The 18127-nt window shown below is 58.1% G+C and carries 14 protein-coding genes; 6 read left to right on the forward strand and 8 right to left on the reverse strand.

Annotated features, from left to right (window positions below; translation table 11 throughout):
* Position 1 precedes the first annotated feature (1 nt).
* Together VHE58_05990 and VHE58_05995 are read right to left on the reverse strand one after the other, a co-directional pair.
* Complete coding sequence (locus VHE58_05990; GenBank protein ID HVS26835.1) at positions 2-1234, reverse strand: L,D-transpeptidase family protein; 1233 nt, start codon at positions 1232-1234, stop codon at positions 2-4.
* A complete protein-coding gene (locus tag VHE58_05995; GenBank protein HVS26836.1) occupies positions 1231-2229 on the reverse strand; it encodes a tetratricopeptide repeat protein in 999 nt (332 codons plus the stop codon). The genes VHE58_05990 and VHE58_05995 overlap by 4 nt, the downstream gene beginning before the upstream one ends.
* Positions 2230-2387: 158 nt before the next feature.
* On the opposite strand from VHE58_05995, the gene cysS reads away from it, so the two are divergent.
* The 3 genes from cysS (at position 2388) to VHE58_06010 (ending at position 8210) form a co-directional block, all read left to right on the forward strand.
* Positions 2388-3815: a cysteine--tRNA ligase gene (gene cysS, locus VHE58_06000; GenBank protein HVS26837.1), complete on the forward strand. Its 1428-nt coding sequence runs from the start codon at positions 2388-2390 to the stop codon at positions 3813-3815.
* Between the two features lie 121 nt (positions 3816-3936).
* Positions 3937-5112, forward strand: a complete 1176-nt coding sequence (locus tag VHE58_06005) for an efflux RND transporter periplasmic adaptor subunit (GenBank protein ID HVS26838.1) — start codon at positions 3937-3939, stop codon at positions 5110-5112.
* A complete protein-coding gene (locus tag VHE58_06010; GenBank protein ID HVS26839.1) occupies positions 5109-8210 on the forward strand; it encodes a multidrug efflux RND transporter permease subunit in 3102 nt (1033 codons plus the stop codon). Before VHE58_06005 ends, VHE58_06010 begins: the two co-directional genes overlap by 4 nt.
* Before the next feature lie 72 nt (positions 8211-8282).
* Here VHE58_06010 and dnaJ read toward each other — a convergent pair whose 3' ends face one another.
* The 6 genes from dnaJ to hrcA form a co-directional block, all read right to left on the reverse strand.
* Entirely contained in the window at positions 8283-9407 is a 1125-nt protein-coding gene (gene dnaJ, locus VHE58_06015) for a molecular chaperone DnaJ (protein HVS26840.1), read from the reverse strand.
* Between the two features lie 50 nt (positions 9408-9457).
* Positions 9458-9823, reverse strand: a complete 366-nt coding sequence (locus tag VHE58_06020) for a four helix bundle protein (protein HVS26841.1) — start codon at positions 9821-9823, stop codon at positions 9458-9460.
* A gap of 36 nt (positions 9824-9859) precedes the next feature.
* Positions 9860-11782, reverse strand: coding sequence for a molecular chaperone DnaK (gene dnaK / locus VHE58_06025; GenBank protein HVS26842.1), 1923 nt, complete (start codon positions 11780-11782; stop codon positions 9860-9862).
* 63 nt (positions 11783-11845) lie between these two features.
* Positions 11846-12403 carry a nucleotide exchange factor GrpE gene (grpE, locus tag VHE58_06030; GenBank protein ID HVS26843.1) on the reverse strand — a complete coding sequence of 186 codons (558 nt, stop codon included), beginning with the start codon at positions 12401-12403 and terminating at the stop codon, positions 11846-11848.
* An 85-nt stretch (positions 12404-12488) separates the two neighbouring features.
* A complete protein-coding gene (hemH, locus tag VHE58_06035; protein ID HVS26844.1) occupies positions 12489-13589 on the reverse strand; it encodes a ferrochelatase in 1101 nt (366 codons plus the stop codon).
* Positions 13590-13697: 108 nt separating this feature from the next.
* Positions 13698-14717, reverse strand: a complete 1020-nt coding sequence (hrcA, locus tag VHE58_06040; protein HVS26845.1) for a heat-inducible transcriptional repressor HrcA — start codon at positions 14715-14717, stop codon at positions 13698-13700.
* Positions 14718-14804: 87 nt separating this feature from the next.
* Between hrcA and VHE58_06045 the strand changes: the two genes are divergently transcribed.
* The 3 genes from VHE58_06045 (at position 14805) to VHE58_06055 (ending at position 18127) form a co-directional block, all read left to right on the forward strand.
* Entirely contained in the window at positions 14805-15713 is a 909-nt protein-coding gene (locus VHE58_06045) for an NAD kinase (GenBank protein HVS26846.1), read from the forward strand.
* A gap of 2 nt (positions 15714-15715) precedes the next feature.
* The gene (gene recN, locus VHE58_06050) at positions 15716-17389 is read left to right on the forward strand and encodes a DNA repair protein RecN (GenBank protein ID HVS26847.1); all 1674 of its coding nucleotides are present in this window, start codon (positions 15716-15718) and stop codon (positions 17387-17389) included.
* A gap of 84 nt (positions 17390-17473) precedes the next feature.
* Entirely contained in the window at positions 17474-18127 is a 654-nt protein-coding gene (locus VHE58_06055; protein HVS26848.1) for a hypothetical protein, read from the forward strand.

Raw genomic sequence — 18127 nt, forward strand, 5'->3', positions numbered from 1 at the left:
TTTACACCGCGCCTTCGTAAGCAATCTTCCAGCGGTTGTTCTCCTTGATCCAGTATTGCCGTTTTTTCATCTTGGCGGAGAGATTGTTGCTGGAGTAGTCCTGCTCGAAGTTGACCACCGCGAGGTTTTCATAACCGGGGTAGAGGAACATGCTGACGTTGGATACGCCGACCTTGATCCAGATTTTCGAGGCATTTATCTGCCGCTTTTGCCTGGTCCATTGGTTGAAATTCTGGCTCTTGGCGAAAAAATTCCTGGCATAGTGGCGCAAATACGCCTCGGTATCGCGGCTTTCCCAGTCGCGCCGCCAGGCTTCAACTTCCTGCGCCAGGGTATTGCGCTGCGCACGCCAGGCTTCCGGATTAATCCAATCCACACGCTCGCTGATGATGACCGGAGTCAGCCCGATTTGCAGGTTCTTGGAGAGCACCTGCAGGTCCTGGTTGGTGAGCACCACGCAGCCGTTGCTCGAGCGCGGCGGTCGGCTGTAGGTGTCGCTTGGTGTGCCGTGCAGCCAGATGCCATGGCCGTTGCGGCCATGTCGGCGGTCCCACTCGTTCGGGTAGCTGATGGGGTAGGCGCCCGCGCCGTAGAAATCGGAAAGCTGCGCCTTCGGCAGATTGGCGGTGACGAAATACACCCCGCGCGGCGTGCGCTGATCGCCTTCCTTCAATTTTTCAGCGCCGTTCTTGCCGCTGCTGATGTAGTAATCGGCGACATAGCGCGGCTCGCCGTTGACGTTTTGATACAGGTACAGCGTGGACAGTGAAATGTCCACCACCACGGCGTACTGCTGCTGCGGCTGCATCTGCAGCAGGTATTTAGGCAGGCGGTCGAGCGGCAGCGCCAGGCGGTGGCGCTGCAGGCGGGCAATCGCTTCTTCGCGCAATTCGGCCACGCGCTGCCGCGGCGCGTTCGGCGCATCACCGATGGTGCTCAAGGGACGCGCGCGCGCCAGCAGCAAATCGCCCTTGATTAAATGCAAAAGCCGGAAGTTGGGATAGGTCTTGAGCGCGTTGTCTATTTCCTGCATCGCCGCGTCGAGATTATTGCGGCTGATTTCCATGATGCTGTTGACCAGCAGCTTTTCCGGCGTCGGCAGGGGGCGCACCAAAGAAGCCTGCAGGACCTGCTCATTCGTCGAGGATGCGCTGCCCGCCAAAGTCAAAGCCAGCGCCGCGGCGCAGGTGCATTTGAATAGCGTCGCCAGGGACCGTTGTTGCAGTGGGCTCAACGGCCTACCTGTTCCCTTTGGATCAACCATTTGTCCCCCGATCTTACGAGGTGCAGGGTTTTGGCGCTGGTGCTTTTCAGGGTGTTGGAGCGGTAACCCTGCTTGAACTTCACGCTGGCGTGAGTGGCGTCATCGAGCGCAACTTTGGGATCGATGACCGAAACCTGTATCGCTTTGGATTTTGAAATGCGCGCTTTGCGCGATTTTTCCCAATCTTCGCGGCTCTCATTGTTGGGCGTCTTGAAGTCCTGGGCATAGAAAGCGAGATAGGCGTCCGCATCGCCCTTCGACCAGGCCTTGGCCCAGTCGTTTACCGTTTTTATCACCTCGTCATCACTGCTTTTGCTGGCCGTTTTGTTCTCGTCGGCAGCGGGAGCGGCTTTCGCCACTTGCGGGGTTTCGGTTTGCGGCGTGGGTTTGTTCGCCGCCGCTCTTGAGCCGGCTTTGGAGATCTCAGTTTTCGCCGCGACCCTGGCCGCGCGCGGGCTGCCGGAGAAGAGCTCCTTGATGAGCTCCAGCTTGGTCTGCGCGGTAATGTTGTTCTTGTCGAGTTGCAATGCCTTGTCATACGCCTGGGTGGCGAGCTTGGCGTAAATGTCGCCCAGGTTTTCGTGCGCGGTGGCGTAGCTCGGATGAGTGCGTATCGCCGCTTCCAGCGCGGTTCGTGCCTTGTCGTACTGGCCCTGCGCTGCGTACAGCACGGCCAGGTTGTTGTAGGGTTCGGGCAGTTCCGGGTAATCTTCGGTAAGGCCGGTGAAGACCTTGATGGCGTCATCTGGCTGGTTCTGCTCGGTGTAAATCAAGCCCAGCAGAAAACGCGCCTTGGCGTCCTTGGGATGGACGGAAAGAAAGCTGCTGACCTTGTCCTGCGCCTGGGCATGACTGCCCTGCTTGAACAAGGCATAGGCATCCTCCAGGTCGTCGGCTGCCGCGGGCAGGCCGAATGCGAGAAGAGTCAGCAGCGTCAGTGAAGCGGCGATATCGGGCTTTTTCATTGTGGTATACTTTTTCGCCTTTAACAAAATAAGCTGATTCTACCAAGAAGCCCGCTCAATCCACAATCACCCATGATACATGCAGTTGGCTAATCAACCCTGTTTTTCGCCGTTCTGATTCGGGAACACCTCCCCGACCGCCGCATTCTCCGCAACCCATGCTGAAAATCTATAACACTTTGGCCCGCGAAAAGCAGGCTTTCAAGCCGATTCACTCCGGCAGGGTTAACATGTACGTTTGCGGCATGACGGTGTACGACTATTGCCACCTCGGCCACGCCCGCGTGCTGGTGGCGTTTGACATAGTGCAGCGCTGGTTCAGGGCGTCGGGGTATGCGGTGAATTATGTGCGCAACATTACCGACATCGACGACAAAATCATCAAGCGCGCCGCGGAAAACCATGAACCGGCGGACGCGCTGACGGCGCGTTTCATTCAATTCATGGAGGAAGACGCGCAAGCACTGGCCGTGGAAAAGCCGGTATCCGAGCCGCGCGCCACCGCTTTTGTCGGCGACATGGTGCGGACGATAAAGACGCTGGTGGACAAGGGGCTGGCCTACCGCGCGGCCAACGGCGATGTGTATTACGCCGTGCACAAGTTTCCCGGTTACGGCAGGCTCTCCGGCAAATCGCTCGAGGATTTGCGCGCCGGAGAGCGGGTGGAAATCGGCGCGGAAAAGCGGGACCCGCTGGACTTCGTGCTGTGGAAAGCGGCCAAGCCCGGCGAGCCCGAATGGGATTCACCGTGGGGCAAAGGACGCCCCGGCTGGCATATCGAGTGCTCGGTGATGAGCGAGAAACTGCTGGGTCATCACTTCGACATTCACGGCGGCGGCCAGGATTTGCAGTTCCCCCATCACGAGAACGAAATCGCGCAATCCGAGGGCGCCAACGGCTGCACTTTCGTCAATTACTGGATGCACAACGGCTTCGTGCGCGTGGATGAGCAAAAGATGTCCAAGTCGCTCGGTAATTTCTTCACCGTGCGCGAAGTGCTGAAGAAATACGACGCCGAAGTGGTGCGCTTCTTCATTCTGCGCGCGCATTACCGCAGTCCCTTGAATTATTCCGACCAGCACCTCGACGATGCGCGGCATGCGCTGACGCGGCTCTACACCGCGTTGAAAGGCATCGATGCCGCTTCCGTCAAACTCGACTGGCAAGAACCTTATGCCGCGCGTTTCAAGGAAGCGATGGACGATGACTTCAACACTCCCGAAGCCACGGCGGTCCTGTTTGACCTTGCGAATGAAGTGAACAAGACGCAGTCGCCTCAGAAGGCAGGAGTACTGAAAGCCCTGGGTGGAATTTTGGGATTGCTTGAGCGTGAACCCCAGCAGTACCTGCAGTCAGCTCCAAAGGCGACTTCTACAATAGTCCGTGCAATTGGTGGAGGTAAGGTTTCGGGAACTGCTGTTAAGGACTATCCGCCTGAGAGCATCGAACAGCTGATTGCGGCGCGAGCAGGTGCGCGTAAAGCAAAAAATTTTGCCGAATCCGACCGCATCCGCAAGGATCTTTTAGAGGCGGGGATTGTGCTCGAAGACAAACCCGACGGCAAGACAGAATGGCGGCGGGTTTAGCCGCATCGGTTTCCTTCCCTTTAGGCTTTTTAATCCCTCCGGGCAACACCGGCGCTGCCGTTTAGTGTAGATTATGGCAAGTCGCCGGCCGCAACTTTATTCCTTGAATCCTTTCTAATTCTTGACCGCACGCGAAGAGAAGCAAGACGTGTTTTATTCCAACCCAAATCCAAGAGCATCGCCGGTTGCCGCCGCCCTGGTGGCGGCAGGCCTGATCATCCTCCTCCCGGCCTGTAGCGGGCAGGACTCCCAGGCCAAGCCCAACAAGGTGCTCGAACCGGCGGTGCCGGTGACCGTCGCCGCTGTGGAAAAGATAACCATGCCGGTGCGCATTCGCGGCATCGGCAATGTGGAAGCCTACGCTACTGTCGCAGTGAAGGCGCGAGTGGACGGCCAGATCGTCAAGGTGCATTTCAAGGAAGGGCAGGAGGTGCCGAAGGGCGCGCTGCTGTTTGAAATCGACTCGCGCCCCTTCGAAGCACAACTGCGCCAGGCCGAAGCCAATTTGCTGCGCGGCAAGGCGCAGCTGGAAAACGCCAGCGCGCAGGAGAGGCGCTACCAGGATTTGCTGAACAAGAATTTCGTTTCGAAGGAATTCTATGCGCAGATCCGCACCAATCGCGACGCCGCTGAAGCCACCACCCGCGCCGACCAGGCGGCGGTGGAAAATGCCAGAGTGCAGCTGGAATACACCAGGATCCGCTCGCCGATCAATGGCCACACCGGCAAGATCATGATCCAGGAAGGCAATCTGGTGAAAGCGAACGATACCAATTCACTGGTGGTGATCAATCAAATCAGCCCGATTTACGTGAATTTCTCCGTGCCCGAGCAAAACCTAAGCGAAATCCGCCGCTACCAGACGCAAGGGACGTTGAACGTTGCCGTGACCTTGCCCGACACCGGTACGCCGCCGATCACCGGCATGCTCGTGTTTATCGACAACAGCGTGGATCCGGCGACCGGCACGATCAAGCTCAAGGCGCTGTTCGAGAACCAGGAGAAGCTGCTGTGGCCCGGCCAGTTTGCCCATGTCGCACTCACGTTGTATGAGCAGCAGAATGCGCTGGTGGTGCCAAGCCAGGCGGTGCAAACCGGTCCCAAGGGCCAGTATATATTTGTAGTCAAGCCCGATTTCACCGCCGAAGTGCGCAATGTGGCGGTGGCTTGGGCGGACGGCGGACAAACCGTTATTGCCAAAGGCCTGTCGGGGGGGGAAAAAGTGGTGACCAGCGGCCAGTTGCGTCTCACGCCCGGGGCCAAGGTTGAACTCAAAACCACGCAGGCCGGTTCATGAACATCCCTGAGCTTTGCGTGAAGCGTCCGGTCATGACCATCCTGGTCATGGCCGGAATTCTGATTTCAGGGCTCATCAGCTACCGTTTTCTGCCGGTAAGCGCGCTGCCCAACGTCGACTTTCCCACTATCCAGGTTTCCACCAACCTTCCGGGCGCGAGCCCCGAGACCATGGCTTCGGCGGTGGCGACGCCGCTGGAAAAGCAGTTCTCGACGATTGCGGGACTCGATTCGATGAGCTCGGTGAGCGCGCTCGGCAGCGCCCAGATCACTTTGCAGTTTTCGCTGGACCGCGACGTCGATGCCGCGGCGCAGGACGTGCAGGCGGCGATTTCCGCCGCCGGGCGGCAGCTGCCGCCCACGCTGACCAACCCGCCGTCCTATCGCAAGGTAAATCCGGCGGATGCGCCTATTTTTTATCTGGCGCTGACTTCCGACATGCTGCCGCTTTCCACCGTTGATGAATATGCGGAAACGCTGCTGGCGCAGCGCATTTCCATGATCAACGGCGTGGCGCAAGTGCAGGTATTCGGCGCGCAGAAATACGCCGTGCGCGTGCAGCTCGACCCCAATCTGCTGGCGGCGAAAGGCATCGGCATCGACGAAGTGGAGAAGGCGCTCGACCAGCACAACGTCAATCTGCCTACCGGCACGCTCTCCGGCCAGCATCGCACGGTGACCATCCAGGCCACCGGACAATTACAAAATGCCGCCGCCTACCGCGCGGCCATCGTCACCTACCGCAACGGTTCCCCGGTGCGGCTGCATGAGCTCGGGCGGGTCATCGATAGCGTGCAGAACGACAAGGTCGCGGCCTGGTACAACGACGCGCGCGGCATCGTGTTGAGCATTCAGCGGCAGCCAGGCACCAACACCATCGAGGTGGTGGACTCCATCAGGAAACTGCTGCCGACGTTCCGCGCCGAACTGCCTGCCGGCGTGAACATGAATATTCTTTACGATCGTTCTGAATCGATCCGCGCTTCGGTGGGCGACGTGCAGTTCTCGCTGTTCCTGGCGCTGGTGCTGGTGGTGCTGGTGATTTTCCTGTTCCTGCGCAATCTGTCGGCAACGGTGATTCCCAGCCTGGCGCTGCCGCTTTCCATCATCGGCACCTTCTCTTTCATGTACCTCCTGGGCTACAGCGTGGACAACCTGTCCCTGATGGCGCTCACGCTATGCGTGGGTTTCGTGGTGGATGACGCGATTGTGATGCTGGAAAACATCACCCGCCACGTGGAGCAGGGCGAGTCCCCGCTGCAGGCGACGCTCAACGGCTCGAAGGAAATCGCTTTCACCATTCTGTCCATGACTCTTTCGCTCGCGGCGGTGTTCATCCCGGTGTTTTTCATGGGCGGTGTGCTGGGGAAACTGCTGCATGAGTTTGCCGTGACCATCATCGTCGCGGTGCTGATTTCCGGTTTCGTGTCGTTGACGCTCACGCCGATGCTGTGCAGCCGCCTGCTGCGGCCGCAGCTACAGCAGCGGCACGGCCGGCTGTATGCAATGAGCGAGGCTTTCTTTGAAGGCATGAAGCGCCTCTACGACGCGACTCTCAAATGGGTGCTGGCGCACCAGCGCTTTACCCTGCTCATGTTTGCGGCCATTGTGGTGGCTACTGGCTGGCTGTTTGTGAAGATGCCCAAGGGTTTTTTGCCGAGCGAGGATACCGGTCAGCTGTTTGTGTTCACGGAAGCGGCGCAGGACATCTCGTTCGAAGCCATGTCCCGGCAGCAGCAAACAGTCGCCGAGATTATCCGCAACGATCCCAACGTGGAATCGCTCATGTCGTTCATCGGCGCCGGTGGTTCCAGCCAGTCATTGAGCCTCGGGCGCATTTTCATCCGCTTGAAGCCGCGCCATCAGCGGCTGGCCGCCGATGAGGTGATTCAAGAGCTGCGGCCGAAGATGCAGACCATCCCCGGCATCAAGGCGTATCTGCAGAACCTGCCGACCATCCGCATCGGCGGCGTGCTCACCAAGAGCCAGTATCAGTACACGCTGCAGGATGCCGACACCGAAGTGCTTTACCGTTGGGTGCCGCTGATTGAGGAGAAGCTCAAGCAACTGCCGGGATTCAGCGACGTCACCAGCGACCTGCAGATTTCCAACCCGCAGGTGCTGGTGGAAATCGAGCGCGACAAGGCCTCCGCGCTGGGCGTAACCTCGCAACAGATCGAAGGCGCGCTCTACGATGCCTACGGTTCGCGCCAGGTTTCCACCATTTACACGCCGAGCAACGAATACTGGGTGATTATGGAACTCGATCCGAAGTACCAGGCCGACGCTCAAGCGCTGTCGATGCTCTATGTGCGCTCAGGCGGGGGCAAGCTGGTGCCGTTAAGCTCGGTCGCGCGGCTGAAACCTGGCGTGGGCACGCTCACCATCAATCACCAGGGACAGCTGCCGGCAGTGACGATTTCATTCGACCTGCAGCCCGGCGTCTCGCTCAGCGAGGCGATTCAGCGCATTGAAAAAGCGAAAAATGAGATGAACGCGCCGGCGACCTTGAGCGCGAGCTTCCAGGGCGCGGCGCAGGCTTTCCAGTCATCGCTGCAAAACATGGGTTATCTGCTTCTCATGTCAGTGCTGGTGATTTACATTGTGCTCGGCATTTTGTACGAGAGCTTCATCCACCCGGTTACCATTCTCTCCGGCCTGCCCACCGCCGGCCTGGGGGCGCTGCTGACACTTTCGCTTTTTCATTACGATCTGGACATGTACGCCTTTGTCGGCATCATCATGCTGGTCGGCATCGTCAAGAAAAACGCCATCATGATGATCGACTTCGCGATCGAGGCGCAGCGCGCGCATGGCAAGAAACCGTTCGACGCGATTTACGAGGCGTGCATCGTGCGTTTTCGCCCCATCATGATGACCACCATGGCGGCGCTGATGGGAAGCCTGCCGATCGCCATAGGCGTGGGCACTGGCTCGGAAGCGCGCCGCCCGCTGGGGCTCGCGGTGGTTGGCGGTCTACTGTTTTCGCAGCTTTTGACGCTCTACATCACTCCGGTCATTTACCTTTATCTGGAGTCCTTCCAGGACTGGTTGGCGGCACGGCGCGGCATACGCGGCATGCAAGTCGGCGCTTCTTGATATTGTGTAGTCCCGGAATCAGCACATGCTAATTTGGATTACGGGTGGGCCCCCGCCATTTTTTGATTACTGTTATTGTGCGAAAAATTCTTTCACTTTATCCATCCATGACTTTGCGCGCGGGTTGTGGCGCGCGTCGTCACGGATATTGATCGCTTCGAGTTCCTGCAGCAGTTCGCGCTGGCGCGAGGTGAGATTGACCGGGGTTTCCACCATGACATGGCACAGCAAATCGCCATGGGCGCTGCTGCGCACGCCCCGGATACCTTTGCCGCGCAGCCGAAACACTTTGCCGGTCTGCGTTTCGGCCGGAATTTTGATTTTGGCGTAGCCGTCGAGCGTGGGGATTCCGATTTCACCGCCCAGGGCCGCGGTGCTGAAGCTGATTGGCATTTCGCAGTGCAAATCGTTGTGGTCGCGGGTGAACACCTGATGCGGCCGAATGTGGGTCACCACATACAAATCGCCCGGCGGCCCGCCGTTCACGCCGGCTTCGCCCTCGCCGGATAAGCGGATGCGGTCGCCGTCATCTATTCCCGCGGGAATTTTTACAGACAGAGTCTTGTGCTGCTTGACGCGGCCGGCGCCGTGGCAGGTCGTGCACGGCTCGGGAATCATCTTGCCGGTGCCGTGGCACTTCGGGCAGGTTTGCTGGATCGAAAAGAAGCCTTGCTGCATGCGCACCTGGCCGTGTCCGCCGCAAGTAGTACAGGTGACCGGCTTGGTGCCGGGCTTCGCGCCCGAGCCATGGCAGGTTTCGCATACCGCCATGGTGGGAATGCGGATGCGGGTTTCGCTGCCGCGCGCCGCCTCTTCCAGCGAGATTTCCAGGTTGTAGCGCAAATCCGCGCCGCGATAAACGCCGGAGCGCGTGCGTGCGCCGCCAAAGATGTCGCTGAAAATGTCGCTGAAAGCGTCGGCGAAGCCGCCGCTAAAACCCGCGCCCGCGGCGCCCATGCCCGCCGCTTGCGGATCGACGCCGGCGTGGCCGAACTGGTCATAAGCGGCGCGCTTCTCGGGATTGGAGAGAATCTCGTACGCCTGCTTGGCATCCTTGAACTGCTCCTCGGCCCTGGGATTGTCCGGGTTGCGGTCCGGATGAAATTTCATCGCCAGCTTGCGGTAAGCCTTCTTGATTTCCTCATCGGAAGCGTCGCGGTTGACGCCGAGCACTTCGTAGAAATCTTTTTTGGCCATTTTAAGGTGAACGAGTGAACGGGTGAATGAGTACAAGTATTCAGAGACAATTACCGCTTTCGCCGTAACGAAGCAATAGGACCGCTCAATAAACGAAAGACCTGTTCAAGCTTCTGATCAATCTCCTGCCTGTTTGCGAGATATCCCAACCGATACGCGACTTCCAGGTGCGTATCCAATTCAGAGAGTGATCCATTTGCAAAGCTCAGAAAATGCAACAATTCGCCGGTTCCGGTTCGCGCCGCGCCTTCTGCAATATTGGCGGGTACGGAAGTCGCGGCCCGGCGCAACTGCGAGGTTAAGCCGTAAAGCTCCGACTTGGGAAACGACTCGGTTAATCCGTATACGAGCAAGGCGAGTTCAATGGACTCTCGCCAAACGAGCAGATCACGATGCTTTCGCTTCAGATGAGCCACCCGTTCACTCGTTCACTCGTTCACATGTTCACCAAATTACTTTTTATCCTTTACCTCTTCGAACTCCGCGTCGACCACATTGCCGTCGTCTTTCTTGTCGCTGCCAGCGGATGCCGCGCCCGCCTGTGCCTGCTGCGCCTGGGCCTGCGCGTAGATTTGCTCCGCCAGCTTGTGCGAAGCCTCGGCCAATGCTTGGCTCTTGGCTTCGATGCTGGCCTTGTCGTCGCTCTTCAGCGCTTCTTCAGCCTCTTTCAGCGCAGACTCGATCTTGGCTTGGTCGTCGCTTGATAGCTTGTCGCCGTAATCCTTCAGCGATTTCTTCACCGAATGAATGAGGGCGTCGCACTGGTTGCGCGCGTTCACCAGTTCCAGCGCTTTCTTGTCTTCCTCGGCATGCGCCTCGGCGTCCTTGACCATGCGCTGGATTTCTTCTTCCTTGAGACCCGAGCTCGCCTTGATGACGATCTTGTTCTCCTTGCCGGTACCCTTGTCTTTCGCCGAGACATGCAGGATGCCGTTGGCATCGATGTCGAACGCCACTTCGATCTGCGGAAGCCCTCGCGGCGCGGGCGGAATGTCGGCGAGATTGAATTGACCCAGGCTCTTGTTGCCCGCGGCCATGTCGCGCTCGCCTTGCAGCACGTGGATGGTCACCGCGGTCTGGTTATCATCCGCCGTGGAAAAAATTTGCTGCGCCTTGGTCGGGATGGTGGTGTTCTTGTGAATCAGCTTGGTCATCACTCCGCCCAGGGTTTCGATGCCTAGGCTTAGCGGCGTTACGTCGAGCAGCAGCACGTCTTTCACTTCGCCTTGCAGCACGCCGCCCTGGATGCCGGCGCCGACCGCCACCGCTTCGTCCGGATTCACGTCCTTGCGCGGCTCCTTGCCGAAAATCTCCTTCACTTTTTCCTGCACTTTGGGCATGCGCGTCATGCCGCCGACCAGAATCACGTCGGAAAGATCGGAGACTTTGATTCCCGCATCCTTGATGGCGATGCGGCAGGGTTCGACGGTCTTCTCGATCAGCTCCTCGACCAGGCTTTCGAACTTGGCGCGGGTGATTTTGATATTGAGGTGCTTGGGCCCGCGTGCATCCGCAGTGATGTAGGGCAGGTTGATGTCGGTCTGCTGCGTGCTGGAAAGCTCGATCTTGGCTTTTTCCGCCTCCTCCTTGAGGCGCTGTAATGCCAGCACGTCGCTGCGCAGGTCAATGCCCTGCTCTTTCTTGAATTCATCGGCGAGATAATCAATCAAGCGCTGGTCGAAATCTTCGCCGCCGAGGAAAGTGTCGCCATTGGTGGAAAGCACCTCGAACTGGTGCTCGCCCTCGACTACAGCGATTTCGATGATGGAAATATCGAAAGTGCCGCCGCCCAGGTCGTACACCGCAATCTTGCGGTCGCCTTCCTTTTTGTCCAGGCCAAAAGCCAGCGCCGCCGCGGTCGGCTCGTTGATGATGCGCTTGACCTCGAGGCCGGCAATGCGCCCAGCGTCCTTGGTCGCCTGCCGCTGCGAGTCGTTGAAGTAGGCGGGAACGGTAATGACCGCTTCTTCTACCTTCTCGCCCAGGTAATCCTCGGCGGTTTTCTTCATTTTCATTAAAACCTGTGCCGAAACTTCAGGCGGTGCGATTTTCTTACTGTGTACCTCCACCCAGGCGTCGCCGTTGCTGTTTTCGATGATTTTGTAGGGCATGTGCTTGAGGGCTTTCTTCACTTCGCCTTCGCTGAAGCGCCGCCCGATGAGCCGCTTCACCGCGAACAGGGTGTTCTTCGGGTTGGTCACCGCCTGCCGCTTGGCCGGGGCGCCGACCAGAATCTCGTCCTCGTCGGTGTAGGCGACGATGGAAGGGGTGGTGCGGGCGCCTTCGGAGTTTTCAATCACCTTGGGCTTGCCGCTCTCCATGATGGCGACGCAGGAATTGGTGGTCCCCAGGTCGATTCCGATGATCTTTGCCATGATGATTCCTTAACGATGAATGGTTAACAGTTGCTTGCTATATCAGGGTGAAATGCGCGAAATTCAAGTTTCTCTGGCCTTACCCACCACCACCAGCGCGGGGCGGATCACGCGGTCGTGCAGCATGTAGCCTTTTTGCATGACGCTAATCACGGTGTTGGGCGGCGCGTCCGATTCCACCGTGGTCATGGCTTGGTGCTTATGCGGGTCAAACTTCTCGCCTCGTGGGTTAATTTCGCTGATTTTGAATTTTTCAAATGCCGTGCCAAGGAGCCTCAGCGTGAGCTCCACGCCGCTTTTCAGATTCTCCGGAGTGGCGTTTTCCGCGGCCAGCGTGGCTTCCAGGCTGTCTTTCACCGCGAGTAACGCCGTCGAGAAATTTTCAATCGCATATTTGTACGCGCTGGCGATTTCAATTTGCGCACGCTTTCGGATATTCTCGGCCTCCGCTTTTGCTCGTAGCCACGCATCGTGATGTTCTTCCGCTGTGAGTTCGGCTTTTTTCAAAAGCTCTTCCAGGCTGGGCATGGTTTCGGTTTTTTGCTCCACTTTTTCTTGAGCCGCAACCCCTGGTTCAGGCGTGGGCTCTGTAGATAACTGATTTTCATGAGAATTTTGCATCATTCTCTCCTGTTAAACGAAAATAAACTTGGGGGCAATTCGAGTGATTTCAAGGGGAAAATAGAAATTAAAGATTGGAACAGGCTCAGGCTTTGGCGCCCAGGCCCAGCGCGCGCTCGCGCGCCAGTCGTCCCGCCTGTGCGGCGGCTTCGGCGTTGTATTGCACCGAAACCCAGCCGTGCAGGTGCTCGAGCGCGATTTCAGAGAGTGCGTGCATCCAATCGCCGCGCTCGTTGAGGCAGGGGATAAAATGGAATTCCTTGCCGCCGTTGCCCAGGAATGTCGCTTTGCCTTCGATGGCGATTTCCTCCAGTGTTTCCAGGCAATCGCTGACAAAGCCGGGGCAAATTACGTCCACGCGCTCAATGCGTTTTTTGCCGAGCTTTCTCAGTACTTCGGATGTATAAGGCTTCAGCCATTCCGTGCGCCCAAAGCGCGACTGGAAGCACACGCTATAACGATCCTCGTCCCATCCCAGCGCCTCCGCCAAAAGTCTTCCGGTTTTCTGGCATTCGCAGTGGTAAGGGTCGCCTTTATCCAAGGTGTAGCGCGGTACGCCGTGGAAGCTGATGAGCAGCTGGTCGGGACGGCCGTTCTGCATCCAGTAGTCGCTCACGCTTTGGGCGAGAGCCGCAATGTAGCTCGGGTGGTCGTGATAGTGCTTCACCGTGCGCAGCGCCGGCGTGTTGCGCATGCGGCTTAATTCCCTGAACACCGCGGCAAAGCTGCTGCCGGTGGCGGCGGCGGAATATTGAGGATAAAGCGGCAGCACCAGAATGCGCTCGCAAAACTCGAGCCGGGCGAGAGCGGAAGCAATTGAAGGATTGCCGTAGCGCATCGCATATTCGATAGTAAGAGGCGATTTGATGCGCTCGCCCAGGTAGCCGCGCAGGAATTTCGTCTGGCGTTCGGTGTGAACTCTGAGCGGCGAGCCTTCGGCCATCCAGATTTTGGCGTATTTGGCGGCGGTTTTTTTCGGCCGCGTGTTGAGGATGATGCCGTGCAGAATCGGCCACCATACGAGGCGCGGGATTTCCACCACCCGCCGGTCGGAGAGAAATTGCTTGAGGTAAGGACGTAGCGCCCTGGCGGTAGGCGCATCCGGCGTGCCGAGGTTAATCAGCAGAATGCCGGTTTGCGCCGGCACGCCGTGCGTAAAAACCGGTTCAGGCGCGAAGTGACTCATAAGTGAGCAAGTGAACAGGTGAACAAGTGAACCCCCTCACCCCGACCCTCTCCCCCGGTGTGCGGTGGAGAGGGGGTCATTTGCTCGTTCACCCGTTCACCCGTTCACTCAGTGTTGCGACAGCGCGCTGGTAAGCAGTTTGGCGGTGATGTCGACGATGGGAATCACCCGCTCGTAGGCCATGCGCGTCGGGCCGATGACGCCGACCGTGCCGACCACCTGGCCGTCCACTTCGTACGGCGCGGTGACCACGCTGCACTCGTCGAGCGGCACCAGTCCCGATTCGCCGCCGATGAAAATCTGCACCCCGTGAGCGCGGCCGCTGCTGTCGAGCAGTTGCAGCAGCGCGGTTTTCTGCTCGAACAAATCAAAGAGCCCGCGCAGCCTCGCCATGTTGGAAGAAAGATCCTGCACGTGCAGCAAATTGTGCTCGCCGGAAATCACGTAATCGCTGGCTGATTCCCACACGGCCTGGCTGCCGACTTCCAGCGCCGCGGTCATCAACAGGCTCATGTCGCTGTGGAGCTGTCTTAGTTCGTCCTGGACCGCCCTGCGGATTTCATCAAACGTCTTGCCGGCGTAGTGCTGGTTGAGGAAATTCGCCGCTTGCGTGAGCTCCGAGGGCGTGTAGGTTTTGTCGGTGAAGAGAATCCGATTTTGCACATCGCCTTCCGGCGTGACGATGATGAGCAGGATGCGCTTTTCGGCGAGACTCAGGAACTCGATGTGACGGAACGTCGCGCTGTGACGCTTCGGGTTCATCACCACGCCCGCGAAGTGGGTCAGGTCGGAGAGCAGGTGTGAAGCCGAGGCCATGAGTTTTTGCGTGTTTTCGGTCTGCAGCTGGGTTCCCAGCTGGTCAATCTGCTCCTGGTCGAGCGGCTGGATGGTGAGCAGGGTGTCCACGAAGAAGCGGTAGCCGAGCGGCGTGGGCACGCGCCCGGCGGAAGTATGCGGGCTTGCGACAAAGCCCATTTCTTCCAGACCGGCCATGATGTTGCGGATGCTGGCCGGGCTCAAATCCAGCCCGGAGTACCGGGAAAGCGCGCGCGAGCCGACCGGCTGGCCGTCGCTGATGTAGCGTTCCACCAGTGTTTTCAGCAGGATTTGCGCGCGTTCGCTGAGCATCGATTTATTGTAGCAGCTTTCAGCTGTCGGCAATCAGCGGTCAGCACAAACCGCGGCGCGGCTGCGTTACGTTCAAGCTGAAAGCTGATGGCTGATGGCTATAAAATATGCTTTAATGCCCGGATGAATAATTCGTTTAAAATCGTCGCCCTCATCGGCAAATACAAAAGCCCGGAAATCGTCGGCCACCTGCTGCGCCTCGCGCGCTTTCTGGAAGGCCGCGGCGTGACCGTGCTGGTGGACCGGCTCACCTCGGCGCATCTCAAGAAAAACAACTATCCGGTTTTGACACTCGAGGAAATAGGCAAGCAGGCGGACCTCGCCATCGTGCTAGGCGGCGACGGCACCATGCTCAACATCGCGCGCACCTTCGCTCCCTACGATGTGGCGCTGGTCGGCGTCAACCAGGGGCGGCTAGGGTTTCTCACCGACATTTCAGTGGACACCATGCTGGAAACCATCGGCGCCATCCTCGACGGCAAGTATGTGACCGAGGAGCGCATGCTGCTTTCCGCTGAAATCATGAGCAACAGCAAGAGCGTGGTCAAAGTGCTGACGTTCAACGACGTGGTGGTGAGCAAGGGCGCCAAGGGGAGCCTCATCGAGTTCGACGTGCATATCGACAGCCAGTTTGTCTACAACCTGCGCTCCGACGGACTGATAGTGGCAACGCCCACGGGCTCCACGGCTTATGCGTTGTCTTCCGGCGGGCCGATTGTGCATCCGTCGTTGAGCCTGATTGCCCTGGTGCCGGTTTGCCCGCACACCTTGAGCAACCGGCCCATCGTGGTGAGTGGCGATTCCATCGTCGAAATCCTCATGCACGATTCCGGCGATGCGCGCGCGCACTTCGACAGCCATTCGCATTTCGATTTGCGCGACGGCGACAGAATCATCTTGAGCCGTTCCAATGACACCATTCGCCTGCTGCATCCGGTGGGGCACGACTACTACCTCATGCTGCGCGAAAAGCTGCACTGGAGCAAAACCTCGTAGCCATGCTGCACCATTTGGGTATCCGCGATTTCGTCATCGTCGATTCGATGGAGCTCGAATTCAAGCCGGGCTTCACCGTGCTGACGGGCGAAACCGGCGCCGGAAAATCCATACTGATTGATGCGCTGGCACTCACCCTGGGCGAGCGCGCCGACGGCGCGGTGGTGCGGCAAGGCTCAGCGCGCGCCGAAATCACCGCCGAATTCGATATCACAAAACAATCGACGCTTTCCGCTTGGCTGCGCGAGAATGATCTGGAGGGCGATGCCGGCGAGTGCCTGATGCGCCGGATCATCGAAACCAATGGCAAATCACGCGGCTTCATCAACGGCCGCGCCGCCACCGTGCAGCAATTGCGCGAAGCGGGAGAAAGGCTGGTTGAAATCCACGGCCAGCAAGCACACCAGACGCTGCTTAAGGCCGATTCGCAGCGCGAGCTGGTTGACGCCTTTGGCGGTTTAAGCGAACTCGCGGAGCAGGTCGCCGGGCACTACCGCAAATGGCAGGGTTTACGCAAAAAACGGCTGGAATGGGAAACCAACGCCGTGGCCTTTGCCGCCGAGCGCGAGCAGCTGGAATGGCAGGTGCGCGAGCTCAAGACCCTGAATTTTTCCGCAGACGAATGGCAGTCCCTCACCCTGGAACACAGCCGCCTGTCCCACGCCGCAAGTCTGATTGAAGCCTCGCAGTTTGGATTGGATGCACTCTCTGAAAATGAAGCGGCGCTGATTGCGCAGCTTAATTCCTTGATTTCGCGTTTCCAGGGCCTTGCTGAATATGACGCGGCCCTGAAGGAAATCCTGGATGTTCTTGAGCCGGCGCAAATCCAATTGCAGGAAGCGGTGTACGCGCTGCGGCATTATCAGCAAAAACTCGATCTCGATCCGGAACGCCTGAAGGAAGCCGAGCAGCGCATCGATGCGATTCATTCCACCGCGCACAAATACCGCGTCAAACCCGAAGAGCTGACCGAATTGCTGCAGAAGTTCGAAGCGCGGCTGCAGGAAATGGGCGGCGGCGGTGGAGTGGAGGAGTTGAAACAGCAGGAAGAAACGGCGCGCAGCGCGTATGCAGCCCACGCCAAAAAATTAAGTGCGGGGCGCAAGAAAGCGGCAAAGACACTATCTGCAGAAGTCACCGATACGATGCAGAACCTCGCCATGAGCGGCGGAGAATTCTCCGTTGCATTGAATCCGCTTGAAGAAAACGCGGCTTGGGGTTTGGAGCAGGTCGAATTCATGGTCAGCACGCATAAAAGCCTGCCGTTGCGGCCGCTTTCCAAGGTTGCATCCGGCGGTGAATTGTCGCGCATCAGCTTGGGTGTACAGGTCGTGACCAGCAAAGTCGGCGCGTTGCCCACGCTGATTTTCGACGAAGTGGACGCCGGCATCGGCGGCCGCGTCGCCGAAATCGTCGGGCGCTTGCTTAAAAAACTCGGTAAGGAACGCCAGGTGCTGTGCATCACGCACTTGCCGCAAGTTGCGGCGGCGGGCGATCAGCAGTGGCAAGTAAGCAAAACCTCGGTCAACAGTTCGGTCCTGAGCCGCATCGAAGTCATGGACGAAAAAGCGCGCATCGAGGAAATCGCGCGTATGCTGGGCGGCGTCAAAATCACCGAAACCACGCGCAAGCACGCGGCGGAGATGCTAAGCGGCATTACAACCGGGAAGCGCTAGCTTGTTATCTCAATGCCGGATGAATGATCATGGCTGTGGACAAATGGCCATGAGTGGAATAATCCGAAAGACGAAGAATGCCTGATGCGAAAAGTCGTCAAGATTTCGTTTTTTTCGCTGCTGGTGCTTTTGCTTCTGGCCGGCTCGTTGTTTTCCGCGTGGATTTACACGTACAACAGACTGACTGCGGAGACATTAATAGCCGAAATAAGCTTTGACCGGATTGGAAAGCAGGTATACAAAGCCAATTTGGCCAGAGGTGATTTGTGTGCTGTGGAAGCGTATACGATTTACGGAGATCAATGGCGAATCGACGCCGAATTCCTGAAGTGGAAGTACTGGGCAAATTTGCTGGGTTTGGATTCGCTGTACCGCCTGAATCGAATCGAAGGCAGATATCAGAATGTTGAGGATCAAAATAACAAACCGAAACATGCCTATGAGCTGGGCTCAAAAACCGCATTGGATATTGTCGGAATCGCAAAAGCTCTTGGCCGGTTTAACTTCTTATTGGATGCCGCCTACGGAAGCTCCACTTACAAGGACATCGAGACTGATAATATATTCAAGGTATACAAGACGCAGATCGGGATCATTACTCGAACAGCGCCGAGGAAAAAGGATGTGCTTGGCCGAGACCTGCCGAACATCGAAATAACCAATGCATGCAATCTCGAGCCGGGTATCTGGGGGGCCTTCTCCAAGTGGATAAACAAACAAGCAATCAAGTTCCTTTAG

The organism is Burkholderiales bacterium, assembly GCA_035543335.1.
Classification (GTDB): Bacteria; Pseudomonadota; Gammaproteobacteria; order Burkholderiales; family JAHFRG01; genus JAHFRG01.